Origin of the sequence: Sphingomonas metalli, assembly GCF_014641735.1 — a bacterium.
In the GTDB taxonomy this organism is placed as follows: domain Bacteria; phylum Pseudomonadota; class Alphaproteobacteria; order Sphingomonadales; family Sphingomonadaceae; genus Sphingomonas; species Sphingomonas metalli.
On sequence record NZ_BMIH01000001.1, the window covers coordinates 1,076,407 to 1,099,974 of the forward strand.

General features: G+C 69.0%; 15 protein-coding genes. 11 read left to right on the top strand and 4 right to left on the bottom strand.

Going from position 1 to position 23,568, the window contains the following annotated elements:
- Positions 1 to 764: 764 nt before the first annotated feature.
- The 3 genes from IEX18_RS05395 to IEX18_RS05405 all read left to right on the top strand — a co-directional run bounded on the left by IEX18_RS05395 (position 765) and on the right by IEX18_RS05405 (position 5,560).
- Complete coding sequence (locus tag IEX18_RS05395; RefSeq protein WP_188657633.1) at positions 765 to 1,820, top strand: hypothetical protein; 1,056 nt, start codon at positions 765 to 767, stop codon at positions 1,818 to 1,820.
- Positions 1,817 to 2,128 (top strand): hypothetical protein, encoded by a 312-nt coding sequence (locus IEX18_RS05400; RefSeq protein WP_188657634.1) that lies wholly within the window; start codon positions 1,817 to 1,819, stop codon positions 2,126 to 2,128. The genes IEX18_RS05395 and IEX18_RS05400 overlap by 4 nt, the downstream gene beginning before the upstream one ends.
- A 552-nt stretch (positions 2,129 to 2,680) precedes the next feature.
- Entirely contained in the window at positions 2,681 to 5,560 is a 2,880-nt protein-coding gene (locus tag IEX18_RS05405) for a TonB-dependent receptor (RefSeq protein WP_188657635.1), read from the top strand.
- A 74-nt stretch (positions 5,561 to 5,634) separates the two neighbouring features.
- On the opposite strand, the gene bglX is transcribed toward IEX18_RS05405, so the two are convergent.
- Together bglX and IEX18_RS05415 are read right to left on the bottom strand one after the other, a co-directional pair.
- Positions 5,635 to 7,977, bottom strand: coding sequence for a beta-glucosidase BglX (gene bglX / locus IEX18_RS05410; RefSeq protein WP_229664375.1), 2,343 nt, complete (start codon positions 7,975 to 7,977; stop codon positions 5,635 to 5,637).
- 47 nt (positions 7,978 to 8,024) lie between these two features.
- Positions 8,025 to 10,382 carry a TonB-dependent receptor gene (locus IEX18_RS05415; RefSeq protein ID WP_188657637.1) on the bottom strand — a complete coding sequence of 786 codons (2,358 nt, stop codon included), beginning with the start codon at positions 10,380 to 10,382 and terminating at the stop codon, positions 8,025 to 8,027.
- 168 nt (positions 10,383 to 10,550) lie between these two features.
- On the opposite strand from IEX18_RS05415, the gene IEX18_RS05420 reads away from it, so the two are divergent.
- Complete coding sequence (locus IEX18_RS05420) at positions 10,551 to 11,810, top strand: MFS transporter (protein ID WP_188657638.1); 1,260 nt, start codon at positions 10,551 to 10,553, stop codon at positions 11,808 to 11,810.
- Here the strand turns inward: IEX18_RS05420 and IEX18_RS05425 are convergent.
- A complete protein-coding gene (locus IEX18_RS05425) occupies positions 11,798 to 12,718 on the bottom strand; it encodes a sugar kinase (RefSeq protein ID WP_188657639.1) in 921 nt (306 codons plus the stop codon). The two genes, IEX18_RS05420 and IEX18_RS05425, sit on opposite strands and share 13 nt — an antisense overlap.
- Positions 12,719 to 12,801: 83 nt before the next feature.
- Between IEX18_RS05425 and IEX18_RS05430 the strand changes: the two genes are divergently transcribed.
- From IEX18_RS05430 to IEX18_RS05455, 6 genes are all read left to right on the top strand, one after another.
- Complete coding sequence (locus tag IEX18_RS05430; RefSeq protein WP_188657640.1) at positions 12,802 to 13,581, top strand: FadR/GntR family transcriptional regulator; 780 nt, start codon at positions 12,802 to 12,804, stop codon at positions 13,579 to 13,581.
- Positions 13,582 to 13,660: 79 nt separating this feature from the next.
- On the top strand, positions 13,661 to 16,375 hold the full coding sequence (locus IEX18_RS05435; protein WP_188657641.1) for a glycoside hydrolase family 2 TIM barrel-domain containing protein: 2,715 nt from the start codon (positions 13,661 to 13,663) through the stop codon (positions 16,373 to 16,375).
- Complete coding sequence (uxuA, locus tag IEX18_RS05440) at positions 16,362 to 17,579, top strand: mannonate dehydratase (protein WP_229664376.1); 1,218 nt, start codon at positions 16,362 to 16,364, stop codon at positions 17,577 to 17,579. Before IEX18_RS05435 ends, uxuA begins: the two co-directional genes overlap by 14 nt.
- Positions 17,576 to 18,988, top strand: coding sequence for a glucuronate isomerase (uxaC, locus tag IEX18_RS05445; RefSeq protein ID WP_188657642.1), 1,413 nt, complete (start codon positions 17,576 to 17,578; stop codon positions 18,986 to 18,988). Before uxuA ends, uxaC begins: the two co-directional genes overlap by 4 nt.
- On the top strand, positions 18,985 to 20,373 hold the full coding sequence (locus tag IEX18_RS05450) for a mannitol dehydrogenase family protein (RefSeq protein WP_229664377.1): 1,389 nt from the start codon (positions 18,985 to 18,987) through the stop codon (positions 20,371 to 20,373). Before uxaC ends, IEX18_RS05450 begins: the two co-directional genes overlap by 4 nt.
- A 59-nt stretch (positions 20,374 to 20,432) precedes the next feature.
- A complete protein-coding gene (locus IEX18_RS05455) occupies positions 20,433 to 22,016 on the top strand; it encodes a Na+/H+ antiporter (RefSeq protein ID WP_229664378.1) in 1,584 nt (527 codons plus the stop codon).
- Between the two features lie 21 nt (positions 22,017 to 22,037).
- Here the strand turns inward: IEX18_RS05455 and IEX18_RS05460 are convergent, their stop codons facing one another.
- A complete protein-coding gene (locus tag IEX18_RS05460; protein ID WP_188657643.1) occupies positions 22,038 to 22,502 on the bottom strand; it encodes a nuclear transport factor 2 family protein in 465 nt (154 codons plus the stop codon).
- 94 nt (positions 22,503 to 22,596) lie between these two features.
- Here IEX18_RS05460 and IEX18_RS05465 point away from each other — a divergent pair, with 94 nt between their 5' ends.
- Complete coding sequence (locus tag IEX18_RS05465) at positions 22,597 to 23,538, top strand: GlxA family transcriptional regulator (protein ID WP_188657644.1); 942 nt, start codon at positions 22,597 to 22,599, stop codon at positions 23,536 to 23,538.
- The last annotated feature ends 30 nt before the right edge of the window (positions 23,539 to 23,568 follow it).

Sequence of the window (23,568 nt, forward strand, 5' to 3'; positions counted from 1 at the left end):
TCGCCTCCGGGGCTCAGCAGGTATGGTGCAGGTCGAACTGTGCCCGTTTCCCATCGCAAGGCACTTTCAAAAGGATGCGGCCAAGTCTGCTTCATGCGCGCGTTTGGGACGCCCGTGGGTCGGTTAGGCTCTCGCGTCCGAAGCACCGTTCAACATGGCAGAGATCCTCAACTTTCCCGCAGCGTAAGCAGCCTTCGTATTGCGGGGGTCACAGGTTCGAGTCCTGTAAGCGGCACCACCACTTCCGATCGAAAACAGATGCTTGCCGCAGGCGGATGTTAGGCCGGTCGATCCCGCCGGTGAATCGCGTGCCATTGACCTCCGCTGCCGCCGCCGACGGTGCCCGCTAGGCCCGTCCCAAGAACAAGCCACGCCGACGCGTTTGCTGCTCCACCCCCTCCCTCACTTACACGTTCGAGCCTGTCCATTGTGGCAGGAGATCGAGCTTCAAAGGTGCGGAAGTGGCTATAATACAGCCATCGTCTTGGAATGCCGGTTGCGTCACGACTGTAAATCCCGTTCCTCTTGCACAGCGCACCCGCAAATAGGCCGAACCAGTGCAACTTCGCGGACAAATTGGTAAGGTCTGAACCTTCTGCAATTTCTCGCTAGAAAATCGATCGACCATTAAGCGTCATACCAGTCCGTAACTCTATCGCGTCCGCGCCTTGCCTGTCGTCTTCGTGGCACCGTCTTCTGCCGGGCGTTGACATCTTGGATGATGTTTCCTTTATGTTCCTGTCGCGAACAGGGGACGAGGCGACATGAAGCAGGTTCGAAGAGGGGAGTACTCGCATTGGCTGCGTACGGGCCGTCGGCCGTCGGCCGTGGCGCCGGACGGACGCGAGCTCAAATTCAACCCCTGGCATGATCCGGCCGATGGTCGTTTCACGTCGGCCGATATGGGGCAACGATCGGCCGGAACGGCGGGTCGCGCCGTCGATCGCCCGCATCGTCGTCAGCCTCCGGTCGACGGGCGCGCCGGGACGGTGGGAGAGGATCGCGGCGGGATGTCGGCCGAGGCCCGGCGCAGATACCGAAGGCCGGGCCAGTCGGCCGCACGATCGCCCCGCGAACCGGCGGCCGGGGCCTCCTCGCCGCTCGGTTCCACTGGCGCATTTGCACTAGGCGTCGGAGAGGGGCTGTACGATACCGGCAGGAACGCCGTGGCTGCGGCACATGCCGCGTTGACGACCAGTCCGGTCACGACCGTCCGCAACGACGCGCTGGCACTGGCCGATACGATCGACACTGTCATCGCCGCGGAGGATATCCCGGCACGCATCCAGGTCGCAGGCGCCGCATCTGGTCTGGCGCACGCGTCCGCGCGGGAGATCGGACATGTCATGGGATCGGTCGCCGGCAATGTCGCGCTGACGGTGGCGCCCGGCGCGGCGATCAACAAGCTCGCCGCGCTGCGTCGCCTGCGCCTGGCACCGCCGCGCCCGACCTTTCCGCCCTTCCAAGTCGAATGGGTGAAGGAACGCGTCAACAGCGACAAGCCGTGGAAGATCTACAACGACACGGCGCCGGGTGCGCGCCCTGATCTGGCGCCCGCGCTGACGCGGACCATGGCCGATGGATCGAAGCGACGGGTCAAATTCGACGGTGTGCAGGGCGACTATCTCGTCGACCACAAATGGGCCGTCACCACGCGTCCGCACGCCACTGCCCAATTGCTGAGGCAGAATGATGTGCTGGCCCAGCATCGTCTCATCGGTTTGTGGGAGGTTCCTACTCCCAAACAGAAGACCATCGCCCTCAGACAGTTCAAGAAGAAGAACGTTACCAACATTCATGTAAAGGTTGTAAAGCCATGATCGCTTTCCATGTCGCGCGGCTCATCGCTGCAATCGAGGTCTTCATCAATCTCAGCGACGAGAGTCTTCTCGATCCGGACGCAGCTGTGGAGATGGGCGAGATCGTCAGCAGGATCGTCCAGGATTTCGACAAGCCCTTCCTGCGCGAGGTCGTCGATGCCTTTCCCGTCGTTGCCCGGGACTATGAGGGAGAGGCGCAGGCGCTGGTTCTCGACATCCCCATCGCCACGCATCTCGAAGACGAACTGGCGGAAGGCGATCCGGTCAGGCTGGCGGAGCTGGATGCAATACGCGACGCCCGGCCCTGACGGATAAGCGGCACAGGCCAGACCCCGATCCACCCGCACCGCACCGTCATGCCGGCGCGGGTGGATCGCCGGACGCAATCCGTCCCGCATCATCGCCGCGAGATCCCAGCCTTGGCTGGGACGACGTCGCCGGTGTCGGTGGTTCGGGTGACGAAGCGAGACGACGAAGGGGCGCTCCGGACCTGCCCGTCCGCATCGACCGGATCGGCATGGCCAGGCCCCCGCGCCCTTCCAGTCGAGAGGTCCTGAGCGACCCGATCCGCTTCTGGCACTCCCGGGAGGAAGGACCCGGCGAACGATAACCCATTGGCAGCGGCCCGCCACGCGCCGAGTCGCCTCGGCGACGCCGGGCGTCCCGAAGGATCCGGTCATGTCTGACCCTCCGCGCGGCGCCGACGAACGGGCCGGAGGTTTCCAAGCATCTGAAATCGCGCCGGTCCGCAAGCTCACTTCGAGCATGCACAATTCTCCCTTGCCGGAACGCCTCGATCTAAGTTACCGGTAACTTAGATCCTCGCAGATAGAGGGCGAGGGCGTTTAGGGGAGGGTTCGATGCGGGTTCGCGTCTCGAAGATGCTTGTCTGTTCCACATCGGTGGTCGCGCTGTTCGCGACGGCGCAGGCTCAGGCACAGGCGGACGCCGGCACGCCGCCGGCCGAGCCGGCCGCAGCCACCGCACCGGCCGACGCGATGCCGGGAGCCGACGACAGCGACATCATCGTCACCGGCATCCGTGCCAGCCAGCGTGCGTCTCTGGAGGCGAAGCGTCAGTCGTCCGTCATCCTCGATGCGGTGACCGCGACCGACGTCGGCAAGTTCCCCGACGCGAATATCGCGGACTCGCTCCAGCGCATCACCGGCGTCGCGATCGAGCGGACCGGCGGCGAGGGCCAGTACATCACCGTGCGCGGCTTCGGCCCCCAATATAACAACGTGCTGGTCAACGGGCGGACGCTGGCGACCACCTCGATCGGGCGCGAGTTCGACTTCGCCACCCTGTCCTCGGCGCTGATCAGCCGCGCCGAGGTGTTCAAGAGCTACGACCCCAAATTGCAGGAAGGCGGCATCGGCGCGACGGTCAACATCGTCACCGCCCGCCCGCTCGAAGGCGCAACGGGCTTCCACGTCACCGCTCAGGCGGGCAGCATCTACGACCTGCTGTCGAAGAAGGCGACCCCCAATCTCGGTTTCGTCGCCGCGTACCACAGCCCCGACGGGCGCTTCGGGGTGGAGGCCTCCCTCAACTATACCCGGCGCAAGTCCTTCGACGATCAGGCCAAGGTCGAGGGCTGGTTCGCGGTGGCGCCCGATTCCAAGACGGTGTCGCTGATCAACGGAACGCCGCAGTCGACCGGGCTTACCCCGGCCGCCTATTCCTTCCTCAACGACGGCGGCACCCGGACGCTCTACGTACCGCAAGCCTATGACAATTGGCGCGCGACCTTCGACCAGAAGCGGATCACGACCAACCTGACCGCGCAGTACCGGCCGACCGACACGCTGACGGTCACGCTCGACGGGCTGTACAGCAAGTACGACACCTACACCCGCAACACCTATTACAAGTCGTTCTTCGTCCAGCCCTATTTCGCGGACATCGGCTTCGACGCGAACGGCACGGTCACGAACTTCACCCGGCCGGGCCGCGCCTTCTTCGCCGCCAATCCGCTGCTCGCCGCCGATCCGCGGTCGGTGCCGCAGCAGTCCGACAATATCGTCAACATCCAGGATCGCGACACCGATACCTATCAGTTCGGCGGCAACGTGAAATGGGAGGCGGGCGAGGCAGTGACGCTGGAGGCCGACCTGTCCAATTCCCGCGCCAAGCTCCGCGCCTATGTGCCCGGGCTCGTGATCGGCAATTACCTCCAGAATCCGGTGACCTTCAGCCTGCCCGCCGGGCAGACGCTGCCCAGCCTGACCCGCAGCGAAACGGTCACCCCGTCGCAACTGACCAACCACTATACCGGCATCAACGACTCCCGCTACACGGACGACCTGACCGAGGCCCGCGTCCAAGGCGAGTGGAAGGTCGATGCGGGCATCTTCAGCGCGGTGCAGTTCGGCGGCTTCTTCTCGCGCCGGGAAAAGCAGGACACCGAGTACTTCACCCCCGGATCCAACTATTGCGCCTATTGCGGCTATTCGACGCCGGTCGATACCACGCCGATCAAGCCCTATAAACTTACCAACTTCCTGCCCAATTCCTCGGGCAGCAAGGGCATCATCGCCGACTTCTACCAGTTCAGCGTCGCCGACATCATCGCCTATCAATCGCGCCCGGCGACGCTCAACGCGCGGACCGCGGGCGAGCAGGCCGCCCTGCCCACCGCGACCTTCCTGGCGCGGGGCGGGTTCACGCCGGTGCTGCAACCGCAACAGGGCTTCGACGTCACCGAAAAGGTCTTTGCCGGCTTCCTCAACACCAGCTGGAAGGGCAGCATCTGGTCGGCCAACATCGGCGCGCGCCTCGCCTATACGCGGACCAGCTCCACGGGCGTGATCCAGCCGGTCACCGGCATCGCGCCCAATCCCGGCGATTCCTCGCTGCTGCTGTTCAGCTATGGTCCGGAAACCCCGGTGACGATCAGGAACAGCTATTTCAACATCCTGCCTGCCGCGAACCTGAAGATCGAGGCGGCCCGGGATGTCGTGCTGCGCCTCGCCGCCTCCAAGACGCTGACCCGGCCGACCCTGTCGGATCTCGGCCCCAACAACAGCTATGCCGGCCGCGTGACCCAGCCGCTGTCGAGCGGCGGCAATCCGCTGCTCGATCCGTTCACCGCGTGGAACTTCGACGCATCGGCGGAATGGTATGTGGCGCGCGATGCGGCACTCACCGCCGCCGCCTTCCACAAGAAGTTCTCGGGCTTCCTCAGCAACCAGACCGTGATCGTCCCGCGTCAGGGAACGGACCTGTCGGGACAGGCCTATACCTACAACTTCCTCGATTCACGGCCGCGCAACGGCAATAGCGGCTCGGTCACCGGCTTCGAGCTGGGCGCCAACTATGCGATCGGTGCGGGCATCCTGTCCGGCCTCGGAGCGGGCGCCAACTATACCCGCGTCACCAGCACGCAGAAGGTCGTGACCCCCGGCGACTGCGCCGATATCGAGGGGCTGTCGAAGAACAGCTACAATCTCAGCGGCTTCTACGAGCGGCATGGGATCCAGGCGCGGGTCGCCTATAACTGGCGCTCCGCCTATCTGCGCGTCTGCCGCGGCGCCCAGGGCAAGCCGGAGAATACCGACGCCTATGGGCAGGTCGACTTCAACCTCGCCTATGACGTCGACCGCAACTTCCAGATCTATCTGGAGGGCGTGAACATCACCAACAGCTACAACTATCAATATTCGGTCTATCCCAACCGGATCCTGCTGAACCAGAGCACCGGCCGCCGCCTGCTGGCGGGCGTCCGCGCCAAGTTCTGACGATCGGTCAGACCAAGCGGAAGGCCGGGCGAGGATCCCGCCCGGCCTTCATCGCGCCGCCGCCGACGCGCCCGCTACTTCCAGCCCTTCACCGTGCGCGGCGCACCGCCCACGGTGAAGCTGGTGTGGCCGGTCGCGTCGGAGCTGTCGCCGACCCACAGGTCGAAGGTGCCGGGATCGACCACCCAGTCCTTCACCGCCGCGTTCCAGTAGCGGACGCTCGCCTCGTCGAGGGTGAAGGTCAGGGTGCGGCGCTCGCCCGGACGCAGCGTCACCCGCTGGAAGCCCTTCAGCTCGCGCACCGGGCGCGAGGCGCGGCCCGCCCGCTGGTGGATATAGAGCTGCACCACTTCGTCGCCGGCGCGGCGGCCGCTATTGGTCACGGTGGTCGAGACGGTCACCGTGCCGCCCGGCGCCAGCTCTGTCCGGTCGAGCGTCGGCGCCCCGATCGTGAAGCGCGTATAGCTCAGCCCGTAGCCGAACGGGAATTGCGGCGTCGACGGGATGTCCCAATAGCGCTTGCCCTGATCCTTGGGCATGTGGGTGGTATTGTGCGCGTAGAAGATCGGCACCTGCCCGACCGTGCGCGGCCAGGTGACGGGCAGCTTGCCGCCGGGATTGACGTCGCCGAACAGCGTCCGGGCGATCGCCGTGCCGCCGCGCGTACCGCCATACCAGGTGTGCAGGATGGCCGGCGCGCGGTCGAGGATCGGGCCGAGCTCGAGCGGCCGCCCGCTCATCGTCACCACGACCACCGGCTTGCCGAGCGCCGCCACCGCGTCAAACAGCTTCCGCTGGTCGCCCGGCAGCGTCAGGTCGGAGCGCGACGCGTTCTCGCCGCTCATGTCCTCGGCCTCGCCCAGCGTCAGGATGACGATGTCGGCTGACCGGGCGAGCGCGACCGCCCGGTCATATTCCTGCGCCGCCCGCGTCGCGTCCCAGCGCGGCTCCGGCTTGGCGGCGCCGGGAATGGTGATCGTCTCGAACATCGACGGCACCGCCCGCTTCAGCTGAACGCCCGGCGCGGTCTCCACCGTCGCGGCCTTGCCCAGCCGGTTGCGGACGCCCTCGAACAGCGTCACCGTCTCGGGCAGGTCATATTGGAAGGCCCAGGGCCCCAGCATGTCGCGCTTCGAATTGGCGGTCGCGCCGATCACCGCCACCCGCTTGTGCGCGCCCGCACGCAGCGGCAGCATGTCGCCGTCGTTCTTCAGCAGGACGAAGGAGCGTTCGGCCGCACGCTCGGCAGCCTCGCGATGCGCCGGATCGGCGAGGATCGCCTTCGCCTTCGCCTCATCGACGAAGGGCTGCTCGAACAGGCCCATGCGGAACTTGGCCAGCAGGATGCGCCTGACCGCGCGGTCGAGCGTCGCCTCGGGCAGTCGCCCCGCCCGCACCGAGGCGGCGAGCGTCTCGGCCGAGGCGGCGGGCCCGAACGCCATCTCCATGTCGTTGCCCGCCGCGACGCTGCGCACGGCGGCATCCGCCTCGTCGGACGCGAAATTCTGGACGACCTGGTTCTTCGTGCCGTTGGCGTCGGAGACGACGAAGCCCTGGAAGCCCATCTGGCCGCGCAACACGTCGGTCAGCAGCCAGGCATTGCCGACGGCGGGAATGTCGTTGAGATCCATATAGGCGCTCATGACATTGCCCGCCCCCGCCGCCACCGCCGCGGCGAAGGGCGGCAGGATGACGTTGTAGAGCTGCGCGTCGGACAGCTGCACGCCGTCATAGTCGCGCCCGCCCTCGGCCGCGCCATAGCCGGCGAAATGCTTGGGTCCGGCGATGATCCGCCCGGGCGTGCCGAGCGCCGGCCCCTGGAAGCCGCGCACCTGCGCCCGTGCCAGCGCGGCGGCGAGGAACGGATCCTCGCCCGGCCCCTCGACGATGCGGCCCCAGCGCGGGTCGCGCGCGATGTCGAGCATCGGCGAGAAGGCCCAGTGTATCCCCACCGCCCGCGCCTCGGCCGCGGCGACCGCCTGGACGCGCTCCACCCCGTCCGGATCCCAGGACGCGGCATTGCCGATCGGCACCGGGAAGATGGTGCGGAACCCGTGGATCACGTCATAGCCGAAGAGCAGCGGGATCTTCAGCCGGCTCTCCTCCACCGCCACCTTCTGCAGCCGGTTGATGATCGCCGGGTCGGTAACGAACAGCAGCGAGCCGACCTTCTGGTCGCGCACCACAGGGGCGAAGTTCTCGAAGGCGCCGAACATGAACTGCTGGGAGACCTGCCCCGCCTTCTCCTCCAGCGTCATCGCCTTGAGCAGGGCGTCGGCGCGCTGCTCGGCACCGAGCTTCGGATCGAGCCATGCCTGCCCCGCGGCCGCAGGCGCCTGCGCCCGCAGCGCGACGGCGCCGAGCGAAAGGGTCGCGGCACCGGCGAGCGCCCATAGCGCCAGGCGTGATCTGCGCATTCCGGTCATCCCCTCCCCCCCGTTCGTCCCGCCGTCGCTCGCCACGCTCAGAACCCGAAGCGCGCGCGGATGCCGGCATAGCGGCGCGCCGAGCGCGTGAAGGTCTGCGCCAGCAGCGTCGCGCTGCCGCCCGAGGCGATGCTCAGGTTGCTGGCATAATGTTTGTCAAAGATGTTGTTGACGAACAAGGCGATACGCACGCCGCCGCGATCATGCTGGTCGATTCCGACGCTGGCGTTGACGATCGCATAGCTGTCCTCGACCGTCAGGGGGTTGCCGAGCAGGTCGAAATTGACCCGGCTCTGATAGTTCATGTCGGCCTGGACGAAGCCGTCGAACGGCGCGGTCGGCAACAGGATGTCGTAGGTGCCGCCCAGGTTGAACTTCCAACGCGGCGCGTTGCTCAGCCGCTTGCCCGACAGGTCCTGGAAACCGGTGGCCGAGCCCGTCACCGGCAGACATCCCTGCGCCGCTGTCTGCCCGGTATAGCATTGCGCGTTCTGGAACTCGCGCACCTTCGCATCGGTGAAGCTCAGTCCGCCGTCGATGCGGAAGGCTTCGACGGGACGCGCCTGCAATTCGACCTCGACGCCGCGGGTCCGCACCTTGCCGACATTGTTGAGCGTCAGCTGGATCGTATTGTCGGGCAGCAGCACGCCCGATTGCGCCTGGAAGTCGTTATAGTCTGTCCAGAAGGCGGCCACGTTGAGCTGGACGCGATTGTCGAGGAAGCGGCTCTTCAATCCCAGCTCATAGGCGTCCGACGTTTCCGGACGCACCGGCCGGGCCGCGCGCAGCGGGGTGAAGCCGGTCGAGATGTCGAAGCCCTGCCCCTTATAGCCGGTCGAATAGGAGACATAGGCCATCACGCGCTCGCCCAGGTCCTGCCGCAGCGCGAGCTTGCCGGTGACGACGCTGTCTGCGCCCGTTCCCGAACATTGCGTCAGGCAGGTGGCGTTGTTCGCCGGGCGCACCGCCGGAATGGCACGGTTGAGGAAATTGACCGAGATATCCTCGTGATTGGCGCGGATGCCGGCGTCGAAATGCGTCGCGCGGCCGATATCGAACGTGCCCTGCGCGAACGCGGCATAGGTCTTGGTGCCGTTGTCCGACGTCCAGGCGGCGACCACCGGGCCGGACGGTCCCCGGTCGAAAAAGCGATCGGTCTTGCCGTCCGAATAATAGAGGCCGAACACGTAGCTGAGCGGCCCGCGCCCCTTCGAGGCGACGCGCAGCTCCTGCGCGAACTGGCGCGCGTGGAAGCCGCTCTGCGCGGTGATGCCGTTCGGCAGCCCCAGCACCGGCCCGACGATATAGTCGAAATCCTCGATGAAACGGAAACGCCAGTCCTGATAGCTGGTGATCGCGATCAGGTTGGCGATGCCCAGATCCACCGTCACCCGCGCACTGCCGTTGGTCTGGCGACTCTTGTTGAACAGCGGCCCGTTGAAGGCGGTGTTGAAATTGTCGCGTCCCGGCGTGATGCCGGGCAGCGTCTGCGCCAGCGACGCGCCGAAGACCGCCGCATTGGCCGGCGCGTTGCGGAAGGTGCGGGCGGTGCCGCGCGACTCGGATACCGAATGGCCGCCGATCAGATCGATCGTCAGGCCCGGCGTCGGATCGAGCGTCAATCGACCGCGCACGCCGTAGCTGCGATCGTTGTTGAGCTTGCGACCATCGTAGAGATTGCGGATGAAGCCCTCGCGGTCGCCATAGAAGCCGTTGATGCGAAAGCCGATGCCGTCGGTCAGCGGACCGGAGAGGACCGCGTCGACGCGATATTCCTCGTCGGTCGTCGCCAGTCCGGTCACGGCGCCGGTCAGCGTCGGGGCCGGCCCCTGCGAGACGATGTTGAGCGCGCCGGCCGAGGCGTTCTTGCCGAACAGCGTACCCTGGGGACCGCGCAGCACCTCGATCCGCGCGATGTCGCTCAGCCCCGAAAAGGCCTGGGCCTGCTGGAGCAGTGCGACGTCGTCGACGATCACCGCCACCGAGGGTTCGATCGCCGTCGAGAAGGCCACGGTGCCGATGCCGCGCAGGTTGATCGAGTTGTTGGTCGGTACCGCGCCTTGCGTCACCGTCAGGCTGGGCGCCAGCCGCGGCAGGTCGGTGACGGTGGTGACGTTGCGGTTGACCAGCGTGTCGGCGGTGATCGCGGTCACCGCGACCGGCACGTCCTGCAGGTTCTGCTCGCGCTTCTGCGCGGTGACGACGATATCCTCCAGCGCGCCGCTGTCGCCGGTCGAGCTGTTCGAGCCCTGCTGGTCGCCCGGTTGCGCGAGCGGGTTGGCCGCGCCGCTGCCCGGCGGAGTCTGCGAGGCCGAAACGCCCCCTTCCTGGGCCAGGGCGGGATGGGCAATCGCGAGCATCGCGACGCCCGTGAGCAGAGTGAGATGATGACGCATGGGATGAACCTCCCCCTCGTGTGAAGCCGCAATTCTTTGCGATCTGGTAAGGCCAGTTATCGCAGTTGGTCCGACGCGTCAATTCCCGTACATTGGGAAATTGACAGCCTATGGATTGACAGAAGCGGCCTGGCTCAGGCTAGTGGCCTGACCAAAAAGGAGAGGGCCATGCGGATCGGCACGCGTTGGTGGATGATCGGTCTGGTGACCATCGGCACCGTCCTGAACTATCTCGCCCGCTCGTCGCTGTCGGTTGCGGCGCCGACGCTCAAGGGCGAGTTCGCGATGACGACGCAGCAGTACAGCTGGGTCGTCGCCGCCTTCCAGGCGGCCTATACGGTGATGCAGCCGGTCGCCGGCTATCTGCTCGACATGCTCGGGCTGCGGCTCGGCTTCGCTGTGTTCGCGGTCGGCTGGTCGGTCGCGAATTGCTGCCACGCCTTCGCCGCCGGCTGGCCCTCGCTTGCCTTTTTCCGCGGGATGCTCGGCCTGACCGAGGCGGCAGCGATCCCTGCCGGGCTGAAGACGGTGGCCGAATGGTTCCCCCCGCGCGAGCGGACCGTGGCGACCGGCTGGTTCAATATCGGCTCGTCGCTCGGCGCGATGATCGCGCCCCCGATCGTCGTCACCTGCATCGCCATCTGGGGCTGGCAATCGGCCTTCGTCGTGACGGGCGGGGTCGGCATCGTCTGGGCGGCGGTCTGGTACATCGCCTATCGCCCGCCGGCCCTCAATCCCCGGCTGACCGATGCCGAGCGGGCCCATATCCTCGACGCGCCCGAAGAGGCGGCGCCGGTGGAGGGGGCGCCGCTCACCTGGCGGGCGGTGCTGCGCACCCGCGATTTCTGGAGCATCGCCATCCCCCGCTTCCTCGCCGATCCGGCATGGCAGACCTTCAGCTTCTTCATCCCGCTCTACCTGGTCGAGGCCAAGGGGCTGGACCTCAAGAGCGTCGCCGCCTTCGCCTGGCTGCCCTTCCTCGCGGCCGATGCCGGGTCGCTGCTCGGCGGCTATTACGCGCCCTGGGTGATGCGGCGCTTCGACGTGTCGCTGGTGACCTCGCGCAAGATCGTGGTCACCACCGGCGCGCTGCTGATGATCGGGCCGGCATGCATCGGCCTCACCGTCTCGCCCGCCGCGGCGATCGCGCTGTTCTGCATCGGCGGCTTCGCGCATCAGATGCTGTCGGGCGCATTGATGACGCTCGCGGCCGATCTGTTCGACCGGCGGGTCGTGGCCACCGCCGGCGGCATGGCGGGCTCCGCCGCGTGGATCGGCGGGATGAGCTTCTCGCTGACGATCGGCGCGCTGGCCGACACGATCGGCTACAACCCGCTCTTCGCCTGCCTCGCGGTGTTCGACCTGATCGGTGCGGCGGTGCTGTGGACGCTGCTTCGGCGGCCAGCCCCGCGCGCTCAGCCGGTATAGGGATCCGGCGCCGCGCGCGCCGGCACCGCGCCCGGCCGCATCACCACCCAGCCGGCCAGCCGATGCCCCGCCGCCGCCGCCTCTACGGGCGGATGGCCGGCGGCGCGGGCATGGAGATAGCCGGCATTGAAGGCATCGCCCGCACCGCTCGTATCGCGCGGGCGCAGCCGCTCCGGCGGCGGCAGGATCTGCCCATCCGGCAACAGGCAGCCATCGGCGCCGAGCTTGACGATCACCTCACCCCCGCCGAGTGCCTGCCATCGCCGGGCGGTATCGGCGGCGCTGCCCGACTCGCCCATCGCCTGCTCGTCCTCCAGCGTCGGCAGGCCGATCGTGCAACAGGCGACCGCGCGGTCGCGCCACGCGCGCGCCTCCGCGGCATCGGCCCACAGGCGCGGCCGGTAATTGCCGTCGAACGCGACCATCTTGCCCTGCGCGCGCAGCGAGGCCGCCAGCCCGAGCAACGCCTCTCGCCCCGCCTCGGGCAGGATCGCGAGCGAGATCAGCGAGAATATCAGCATGTCCGCCTCGCCCGCCGCGCCCAGCGCCGCCGCACTGCCGGGCAAAGCGAAGACCTGTCGCGCCGCACTCTCGCCGCGCCAATAGCTGAAGCTGCGATCGCCCTCGGCATCGGTGCTGATCGCATAGAGCCCCGGCATCGCGCCGGGCGCGGTGAGGATCAGCGCGGGATCGATCCCCTCGGCGCCCCATCGCTCGCGCAACTCGTCGCTGAACGGGTCGTCGCCCAGCGCCGTCAGATAGCGGACCCGCTCGCCGAACCGCGCCAGATGGATGGCGGTGTTGAGCGTGTCGCCGCCATAGCCCAGCCGCCAGTCGCCGCTGACTTCCGCGCCGGGCGCTCGGCAGATTTCCAGCATCCCCTCGCCGACAACCACGATCTGCGCCATTTTCCACTCCCGTCGCCGGCGATATAGCTTCGGGGCGCTGATGTGATATTGGTCAGTCCGCTGTCAACGAACGAGTAACGTCTATGCCGTCCCGCCCCCCCACCATCGGCGACGCCCTCGCGACGGGCGACCGGCTCTACCAGCGGCTGGCGCGCGAGCTTTTCGACCAGCTGGGATCGGGCCGCTATGCGATCGGCGACCGGCTGCCTGCCGAACGGGAATTGTCGGTCGAGTACAGCGTCAGCCGCCCGGCCGTGCGCGAGGCGCTTATCGCCCTGGAAGTGCAAGGTTATATCGAGGTGCGAGTCGGCTCGGGCGCGTTTGTGCGACGCCTGCCCGGCCAGGACGACCGGCCCGGCTTCGCGATCACCGCCTTCGAGCTGACCGAGGCGCGCCTCGTCTTCGAGGGAGAGGCCGCGGCGCTGGCGGCGATCCACATCACCGATGCCGAACTCGGGGAATTGGCGACACTGGTCGAGCGGATCGGCCGGGAAAATCTTCTCCCCGATGTGACCGAGGATGCCGATCGCGACTTCCACCACCTGATCGCCAAGGCCACGCGCAACGCCGCGATCCAGATGACGATCGACGAATTCTGGCGGGTGCGCACCACCTCGCCGGAGTGCGCGCTGCTCCATGCCAAGGCGCGCAGCGCCAACGTCCGGCCCGTCGTGGAGGAGCATCACGCCATTCTCGTTGCGCTGCGCGACCATGATCCGGTCGCGGCGCGCGCGGCGATGCGCGCGCACCTGACCGCAGTGATGGACCATCTGCTGTTCACCACCGAGGAGCTGGCGATCGAGGAGACGCGGCGGTCGCTCGCCTCGACCAGGGCCCGTTACCGCGCCGCGGCAGCGGTGTGACCGGAACATTGTCCGACAAAGACATCTGGTAAGACCAGTTTGAACGATGTATGCAGCTCCGAAAGATCGGAGAGGCCTAATGATCCACCCCACCACGCGGCTGACCGCCGCCCTGCTGCTGGCCGGCGCCGCGTTGCCGGGGGCGGCCCAGACCGCAGCGACCGCGGATCGCGGCGCGCCCCGGCAGACGACGATCCTCGCCGAGGGCTGGCGCTTCCAACAGGGCGACGCCCCCGCCGGTGCCGCCGCACCCGGCTTCGACGATTCGGGCTGGTCGGCGGTCAGCGTTCCGCACAGCTGGAACCGCGTCGGCTATTACCGGCCCGATCCCGCCAGCCACATCCATCGCGCCGAGACGGTCAACAAGGCGCAGGGTGCCGGCTGGTACCGGCTGCGCTTCACGCCCGATGCCGCCGTCCGCGGCAAGCGCAGCTGGCTCGAATTCGACGCGGCCAGCCGGATCGCCAGCGTCTGGCTCAACGGGGTCAAGCTGGGCGACCATGACGGCGGCTTCTCGCGCTTCCGGCTCGACGCCACCGACGCGCTGCGCCCGGGTGCCGAGAACCTGCTGGTCGTGCGCACCGACAACAGCGCACCCGCGACCGACGGCGCGCCGACCGCGGACGTCCTGCCGCTGACGGGCGACTTCTTCGTCCATGGCGGCCTCTACCGCCCCGTCCGGCTGGTGACGGTCGATCCCGTTCATATCGATCTCGGCGATTTCGGCGGACCGGGCATCCTCGCCACCACCGCGGCCGCCACGCCCGAGGCGGCGCGGATCGCGATCCACACCCGGCTGGGTAATGACGGCAAGCGCCGGACGGCCGTGCGTCTCACCACCAGCCTGATCGATGCGGCGGGCGCGGTCGCGGCGAGCGGCAGCCAGACGGTGGCGCTCGCCCCCGGTCCGGCGCAGGCGATCGCGACGACGCTCGACGTGCCCCGGCCGCATCTCTGGCAGGGCACCGCCGATCCCTATCTCTACACGCTCGTCACCGAGGTCGCCGATGCGCGCGGCCGCGTCCTCGACAGCATGCGCCAGCCCTATGGCATCCGCACCATCCGCATCGATCCCCAACAGGGCCTGTTCCTCAACGGCCAGCACGTCCAGCTGCGCGGCGTCGGCTATCACCAGGACCGGGAAGGCAAGGGCTGGGCGATCGCCCCGGCCGATGTCGAGGCCGATCTGGCGATCATGCGCGAGATGGGCGTCAACGCGATCCGCCTGACCCACTACCAGCATGGCAGCACGATCCACGACCTCGCCGACCGCTATGGCATCCTCCTGTGGGACGAGATCCCGCTGGTTTCGGCCTGGACGCGGCGCGGCGAGATGCAGCCGCGCCAGGCGCTGGTCGACAACGCCCGCCAGCAGCTGCGCGAGCTGATCCGGCAGAACGGCAACCATCCCTCGGTGGTGAACTGGGGGATCGCCAACGAGGTCGATTTCGGCAACTCCTTCCCCGCCTTCCTGACCGGCTTCGCCGACGGCAAGGCGCCCGATCCGCTGCCGCTGCTGCGCACGCTCCAGACGCTCGCGCACGAGGAGGATCCCTCGCGCCCGACCGCGCTGGCGACCTGCTGCGAGGGCCGGCTGTTCGACGACGGGGTGGACATCCCGATCACCGCCGCCGAGGCCGATCTGGGCGGCGCCAACCGCTATTTCGGCTGGTATTTCGGCGCGCCCGGCGATCTCGGCCCCGCGCTCGACGCACTCCGCGCCAAACGGCCGCAACAGCCGCTGTCCGTCACCGAATATGGCGCGGGCGGCGCCACCACCATCCACACCGACGACGTCCATGGCGGCCCGATCGACTCGCGGGGACGCGTCCAGCCCGAGGAATATGAGAGCTATATCCACGAAGAGGCGTGGAAGACGCTGAAGGCGCGCCCCTATCTCTGGGGCACCTGGCTGTGGAACTCGTTCGACTTCGCCACCACCATCCGGGCGGAGGGCGATGCGCAGGACATCAATACCAAGGGGCTGGTCACCTATGACCGGCAGATCCGCAAGGACGCCTATTATTTCTACAAGGCGAACTGGACGAGCGCGCCGACCGTGCACATCGCCGGCCGCCGCTATACCGATCGCGCCTATGCCGTCACCGACGTGCGCGTCTACAGCAACGCGTCCTCGACCGAGCTGCTGCTCGGCGGCCGCTCGCTCGGCGTGAAGACCGACTGCCCGGACCGCATCTGCGTCTGGCCGCGGGTGGCGCTGTCCGCCGGCGAGAATATCGTCGTCGCCCGGGCGCAGGGCGGGGCTACGCCGGTCGAGGACCGGGTGAGCTGGACGCTGTCACCAGACAGCGCCGCCCATATCCGCATCGATTCGGGCGCGATCGTCGCACCGCAGGCGCGCCTGCGCTTCGGGTCCGACGCGTTCTTCGAGGGGGGCAGCGCCGGCACGCTCAACAAGCCGGCCGACTATGGCAAGCCCGCCGTCACCGCCACCATCGCGGGCACCGAGGATGCCGCGATCGCCGCGACCTACCGCAGCGGGCGCTTCGCCTATCACATACCGGTCCGGGACGGCCGCTATGCCGTGACCCTGACCTTCGTCGAGCCGGCGCTGGCTGCCGGAGCGCGCCTGTTCGACGTCACCGCCAATGGCGCGGCCATCGTCAAGTCGCTCGACGTCGCGCAGGCGGCGGGCGGCACCGCCAAGGCGCTGCGCCGCACCGCCACCGTCGCGGTGCGCGGCGGCACGCTCGATCTGGCGTTCGTGCCGGTGAAGGGGGACGCGATCGTCTCGGCGATCGAGGTTTCGGAGGTGCCGCGTGGCACGCGCTGACCGGGAGGATCACACGCCGGTGTTGATGACGCAGACCCTGCGATGGTTCGGGCCGAACGATCCGGTGCCGCTGGCGCATATCCGTCAGGCCGGCGCGACCGAGGTCGTCACCGCGCTGCACGAGCTGCCCAACGGGGCCGTATGGAGCCACGAGGCGATCGCCGCGCGCAAGGCGATGATCCGCGCTGCGGGGCTGGACTGGACGGTGGTCGAGAGCCTGCCGGTCCATGAGCATATCAAGACGGGCGCGGCCGACCGCGAGGCGCTGCTCGATGCCTATCGCACCAGCCTCGCCCATCTCGGCGCCAACGGCATCACCACCGTCACCTATAATTTCATGCCGCTGCTCGACTGGACGCGGACCGACCTCGCCTATGCGATGCCCGACGGCGCGCGCGCGCTCCGCTTCGAGTGGGAGGCGGTCGCGACCTACGACATCCACCTGCTCCGCCGCCCCGGCGCGACGGACGACTATGCGCCCGCGGTGCAGGACGCCGCCGCCCGGCGCTTCGCCGCGATGGACGAGGCGGCGCGCCACCGGCTGGAGCGTACGATCATCGCCGGCCTGCCGGGCAGCGAGGAGAGCTTCAGCTCGGCCCAGTTCCTCCGCGCGCTGGACGACTATCGGGGCATCGACGCCGACCGGCTGCGCGCCAACCACGTCGCCTTCCTGGAGGCGGTCTGTCCCGCGGCGGAGGCGGCGGGCGTCCGGCTGGTCGTGCATCCGGACGACCCGCCCTTCCCGATCTTCGGCCTGCCGCGCGTCGTCAGCACCGAACGCGACGTCGCCGACCTGTTCGCGCGGGTGCCGAGCCGCGCCAACGGCCTGTGCCTGTGCACCGGATCCTTCGGCGCACGGCTCGACAACGACCTGCCCGGCATGGTCCGCCGCCTCGGCAGCCGGATCGGCTTCCTCCATCTCCGCTCGGTCCGCCACGAGCGCGAACGCGTCTTCCACGAAGCCGCTCATCTGGAAGGCGACGCGCAGATGGCGGCCGTGGTCGCGGAGGTGGTGGCGCTTTCCGCCGCCGAGCGTCGCAGCATCCCGATGCGCCCCGACCACGGCCATCAGATGATCGACGATCTCGGCAAGGCGACCAATCCCGGCTATTCGCTGATCGGCCGGCTGCGCGGGCTCGCGGAGCTGCGCGGGCTGGAGCACGGCCTCGTCCATGCCCGCCAGATGCTGGGAGCCTCGGCATGACCCGGCCGCTCGTCCTGCATCCCGACCGGCTCTTCCCCAGCGATCCGACGCAGCGCGCCATCGCCCGCGCGCTCTATGCGGAAATCCGCGATCTGCCGATCGTCAGCCCCCACGGCCATACCGATCCGCGCTGGTTCGCCGACGACCGGCCCTGGACCGACGCGACCTCGCTGCTCCTCCAGCCCGACCATTATCTCTACCGCATGCTCCACAGCCAGGGCGTGGCGCTCGACGCGCTCGCCATTCCCCGCCGCGACGGGGAGCCGGCGACCGATCGGCGCGCCGCATGGCGCGTCTTCGCGGAGCATTACCATCTGTTCCGCGGCACCCCGTCGCGGCTGTGGCTCGACCATGTCTTCGCCGAGGTGTTCGGCTTCGACGTCGCGCTGGAGGGTGCCACCGCCGACCTCTATTTCGATACGATCGGCGAGAAGCTCGCGCAGCCCGGCTATCGTCCGCGCGCGCTGTTCGACCGGTTCCGGATCGACTTCCTGGCCACCACTGAGGGTGCGCACGACAGCCTCGACCCGCACCGGCGCATCCGCGCCTCGGGCTGGCCGGGCCGCGTCACCACCACCTACCGCCCCGACGGCGTGATCGATGTCGAGCACGAGCAGTTCCCGGATGCGCTCGCGCGCTTCGCGGAGCTGACCGGCGAGGACGTGTATGGCTGGCGCGGCTATCTGGCCGCCCACCGGCGGCGGCGGGCCGATTTCCGGGCGGTCGGTGCGACCGCGACCGACCACGGCCACCCGACCGCGCAGACCGCCAACCTCTCGCCCGCCGAGGCGGAGGCGCTGTTCGCCCGGATCGTCGGCGGTCGCTGGACTCCTGAGGATGCCGAGCTGTTCCGCGCCCAGATGCTGACCGAAATGGCCCGCATGTCGGTGGAGGACGGGATGGTGATGCAGATCCATCCCGGCTCCTTCCGCAACCACAATGCGGCGCTCTTCGCCAGCCATGGCCGCGATCGCGGCGCGGACATCCCGGTACGCACCGAATATACCCGCGCGCTCCAACCGATGCTCGACGTGGTCGGCGGCGAGCGCGACCTGACGATCATCCTCTTCACGCTCGACGAGAGCAGCTACGCGCGCGAACTGGCGCCGCTCGCCGGCCACTATCCCTGCCTCAGGCTCGGGCCGGCCTGGTGGTTCCACGACAGCCCGGAAGGCATGCGGCGCTTCCGCGAGATGACGACCGAGACCGCCGGCTTCTACAACACGGTCGGCTTCAACGACGATACCCGCGCCTTCTTCTCCATTCCCGCCCGGCACGACGTCGCGCGGCGGGTGGACTGCGCCTGGCTCGCCCGGCTGGTCGCCGAGCACCGGCTGGAGGAGTGGGAGGCGGCCGATCTCGCCCGCGAACTGACCGACGGGCTCGTCCGCCGGGCGTACAGGCTGTGAGACTGTCCGACGCGACCGCCGGCACATTGCCCGACAGCATTGCCTGGGGCGGCTACGACCGGCACGCGCAGCGGCGCGGCATCGTCCATCTTGGCATCGGCGCCTTCCACCGCGCGCACCAGGCCTGGTACACCGACGCCGCCATGGCGGCGGGCGATCGCGACTGGGCGATCACCGGCGTGTCGCTCCGCTCGCCCCAGGTCCGCGCGCAACTGGCGCCGCAGGACGGCCTCTACACCGTCTCCGAGCGCGGGCCCGCGGGCGAGGCGATCCGGCTGGTCGAGGCGGTGCGCGCGGTGCTCGTCGCCCCGTCCGCGCCGGACGCCGTGGCGGAGGCGCTGGCCGATCCCGACACGAAGATCGTCACCCTGACGGTGACCGAGAAGGGCTATGCCCGGCGTCCGGACAGCCCGCGCGACCCGGCGGCGCACACCGCCGGTCCCCGCACCATCTACGATTATCTCGGCGAGGCCGTGATCGCGCGGCACGATCGCGGCGCGGGGCCGCTGACCCTGATCAGCTGCGACAATCTCGCCGCCAACGGTGCGACGCTCCGCGCCGGGCTGGCGGAATGGCTCGATGCGGTGTCGCCGCGCCACCGAGCCTGGTTCGAGCAAGGGTGGGCCTGCCCCGCGACGATGGTCGACCGCATCGTCCCCGCGACCATGCCCGCCGATCTCGACCGCGTCGCCGCGGCGACCGGGCTGCGCGACGAGGGCGCGGTCGTCACCGAAGCCTATGCGCAATGGGTGATCGAGGATCGCTTCGCCGGCCCGCGCCCGCGCTGGGACGTCGCGGGCGCGCAGTTCGTCGCCGATGTCCGCCCCTTCGAAACCGCCAAGCTGCGCATGCTCAACGGCGCCCATTCGGCGCTCGCCTGTCTCGGCCTCGCCCGCGATCATCGCTTCGTCCACGAGGCGATCGCCGATCCCGCGATCCGCCCGCTCGTCGAGCGGCTGATGCGTGCAGAGGCCGCGCCGAGCGTCGCGGCGGCCCCGGGACAGGATCTGGCGCGCTATGCCGACCTGCTCCTCACCCGCTTCGCCAACCCGGCGCTGCCCCATCGCCTTGCGCAGATCGCGACCGACGGCTCGCAGAAGATCGGCCCGCGCTGGCTGGAGGCGCTGGCCGACAACCGCGCTGCCGGCCGGGACAGCCCCGCCACCCTCACCGCGCTGGCCGCCTGGACCGGCTTCGTCCGCGCGCCGGGCGCCGCCGCCGATCCGATGGCGGAGACGCTGGCCGCCCGCTGGGCGGCCGCCGGGCGCGAGGGAATCGTCGATGCGCTTTTCGGTCCCGCCGGGCTGTTCGGCGCCGCCGGCGCCCTGGCCGATGCCGAGCGGGCCTTCGTCACCGCACGCCTGGAGGAGCATCGCGCCGATTGACCCCGGGCGGGACGTTTAGCACAGCTGCTGCCGGAAAAGCATGATCGGAGAAGGGCTTCGTGCATCCGGCCGCCAGTTTCGAGCTGATCGTCGCCATGTTCCTGGCGGTGCTGGGACTCCACTATGTCGCGCGCCGCCTGGCGCTGCCGCCCGCCGCGGCGCTGATCGTGGGCGGCGGCGCGCTGGCCTTCATGCCCGGACTGCCCGGGATCGAGATCGATCCGGAACTGGTCCTCGTCCTCTTCCTGCCGCCCCTGCTGATGGACGGTGCCTGGTTCACCGCCTTCGCGCCCTTCCGCCGGCACATGGCCGGCATCCTGTCGCTGGCGGTGGGCGCGGTCTTCTTCACGACCGCGGTGGTGGCGATCGTCACGCGGCTGCTGGTGCCCGCGCTGCCCTGGGCCGCCTGCGTGGCGCTCGGCGCGATCCTGTCGCCGCCCGACGCCGTGTCGGCCCGCGCCGTCCTCCAGCACGTGCGCCTGCCCCGCCGGCTGACCACGCTGCTGGAGGGCGAAAGCCTGTTGAACGACGCCGCCGGGCTCGTCCTCTTCCGTTTCGCCGTCGCCGCGGTACTCACGGGCAGCTTCAGCCTGGGCGCGGCGACCGGCAGCTTCTTCCTCCTCGTTCTGGGCGGGATCGCGGTCGGTGCGGCGATCGGCGGGCTGTGGGTGCTGCTGCTCCGGCGGCTGGACGACGACACCTCGCGCATCGCCGCGACGGTCCTGGTCTGCTGGAGCGCCTATATCGCCGGCGAGCTGCTCCACGTCTCGGGCGTGATCGCCGTCGTCACGGCGGGGCTGACCTGCGGCTGGTACCAGCATGTCGTGTTCAGCGCGAGCGTGCGCATCCGCGCCCTCGCCTTCTGGCAGGTGCTCGTCTTCCTGCTCGAAGCAGCGGTGTTCATGCTGATCGGCCTGTCGCTGCGCGGCGTGCTCGACCGGGTGGGCGGCGCCGGCGTGATCCTGGAGACGATGGCCGCGCCGGTGCTGCTGATCGTCGCGGCCGTGATCGGCGCGCGCTTCCTGTGGATATTCGGCAACGACGCGATGCTCGCCGGGCTGCGGCGGGCCGGAGTCGCCCGCGCCCGGCCGCTCGGCCCGCGGGCCGCGCTGGTGATGAGCTGGGCGGGGATGCGCGGCGTGGTGACGCTGGCGGTCGCCCTGTCGCTCCCCGAGACCATGCCGGCACGCGACCTGATGCTGGTCACCGCCTTCGTCACCATCCTGGTCACCGTTCTGGTGCAGGGGACCTCGCTCGGCTGGATGATCCGTGCCGCCCGGCCCGAAGAGGACCGCGCCGCCCTGCCGCCGCTCGACCTGCACGCGGCCGAGACCACGATGTTCCGCGCCCAGTTCGAGGCGGTGCGCCGCGCCGCCTATGATGCCGAGGGCCGGCTGATCCATCCGATGCTGCTGCGCCGCTACGAGACCCGTGCCACCGCCGCGGACCGGTTCGAGGGTACGGACGAGGAGCGCAGCCAAGCCATCGCGCGCCATTTCGACGTCATCATCGCCGCGGTCACCGCCGGCCGGGCCGAGCTGGTCCGCCTCCACCGCGCCGGGCGCATCGACGACGAGACGCTGCACGACCTCGAGCATGATCTCGATCTGGAGGAACTGGCCGCGGTCTCGGCGAAAGGATGAGGCGGGGCGCCGACCCGGACCCTATAGCCCAAGGTCGCTCAAGCCGGGATGATCGAGCGGCCGGACGCCGGAAGGCCAGTGGAACAAGCGGTCGGCCGGGCCGATCGCCAGATCGTTGATGCTGGCGATCCGGCGCCGCATCAGGCCGGCTTCGTCGAACTCCCAATTCTCGTTGCCGTAGGAGCGGAACCACTGCCCGGCCTCGTCGTGCCATTCATAGGCGAAGCGGACCGCGATGCGGTCGCCGGCGAAGGTCCACAGCTCCTTGATGAGGCGATACTCCTGCTCCCGCGCCCATTTGCGCCGCAGGAAGTCGACAATCGCCTCCCGTCCGGTCAGGAACACCGAACGGTTCCGCCATTGGCTGTCGGGGGTGTAGGCGAGCGCGACGGCGTCCGGATCGCGGCTGTTCCAGGCGTCTTCCGCACGGCGGACCTTGGCGACGGCTCCGGCCATGTCGAACGGCGGCAATGGTGGTCGGCTCATAATTCTGCTCCGGATACGCCCCTTCGGGCCACTGTGCGCATCATGGCAGGGGATCGTCCTTGACCAAATGACAGTGATCCCTCATTTCCTGCCAATGCCCCGTGTCGTCGGACTCTTCCTCTACCCGGACTTCCAGCTCCTCGACGCCGCGGGCCCGATGACGGCGTTCGAGATCGCAGGACGCAGCATACCCGATGCGTATCAGCCGACCGTACTGTCCCTTGCCGGCGGGCCGGTACGAAGCTCGTCGGGCATCGCGATCGACACCGTTCCGGTGGCGGCGTGCGGCCCCGTCGACACGTTCGTGGTGGTCGGCGGCGACGGCTGCCGCGTGGCCATGCGATGCGAGGCGAGCACCGGCTGGCTGCGCCAACTCGCCGGCCGGACGCGGCGCATGTGCAGCGTCTGCTCGGGAGCGTTCCTGCTGGCGGCGGCCGGCCTGCTCGACGGGCGCCGGGCGACGACGCACTGGCGCCACGCCGACCAGCTCCGGCGTCAGTTCCCCGGGGTGCGGGTCGAGCCCGATCGCATCCATGTGCGTGACGACACGGTCTGGACCTCCGCGGGGATCAGCGCGGGGATCGACCTGGCGCTGGCGCTTATCGCCGACGATCTGGGCGAAGCCGTTGCGCGACGCGTGGCGCAGGAGATGGTGGTCTATTACCGTCGCCCGGGCGGCCAGTCGCAATTCTCCGCGCTGGCCGAACTGGGCGGCGATGCCACCCCATTCTCGCAGCTGTTCGACTGGATGCGCGCCAATCTGTCGCAGCGGCTGACGATCGAGGATCTTTCGGCGCGCATGGCGATGAGCCCGCGCAACTTCTCCCGCGCCTTCACCCGGGAGGTCGGCACGGGTCCGGCCAAGGCGGTCGAGCGACTGCGGCTGGAAGCGGCGCGCGAGCGTGTCGAGAACTCGCGCGAGCCGATCGAACAGATCGCCGCCGGCACGGGCTTTCGCGATCCCGAGCGCATGCGGCGGGCCTTCGTCCGGGCCTTCGGTCAGCCGCCGCAGGCGCTGCGGCGACTGCGGACCTGATCCTCGGACGAGGATCCGGACCTGGAGCGG